The 274-nt window shown below is 35.4% G+C and carries 1 protein-coding gene; it reads left to right on the top strand.

The window, feature by feature from the left end:
• Nucleotides 1–274, top strand: a 274-nt coding sequence (locus IDG64_RS14500; RefSeq protein WP_206171366.1) for a phage antirepressor KilAC domain-containing protein, incomplete at both ends; no start/stop codon positions are given.

Raw genomic sequence — 274 nt, 5'->3', positions numbered from 1 at the left:
GCAAACACGGTATCTACGCAACAGACAATGTAATTGAACAAACATTAAAAGATCCAGACTACATCATTACAGTGTTGACTGAGTATAAGAAAGAAAAAGAGCAAAACTTACTTTTACAACAAGAAATTGGAGAGCTAAAACCCAAAGCAGACTATGTAGATGAAATCTTAAAGTCAACTGGAACATTAGCTACAACTCAAATCGCGGCAGACTACGGTATATCAGCACAAAAGTTAAACAAACTACTACACGAAGCTAGATTACAACGAAAAGT

It is taken from the genome of Staphylococcus sp. EG-SA-15 (genome assembly GCF_017151895.1).
In the GTDB taxonomy this organism is placed as follows: domain Bacteria; phylum Bacillota; class Bacilli; order Staphylococcales; family Staphylococcaceae; genus Staphylococcus; species Staphylococcus aureus.
The sequence above is the reverse complement of the archived record's forward strand: the minus strand, read 5'-3'. Positions and strand labels throughout refer to the sequence as shown.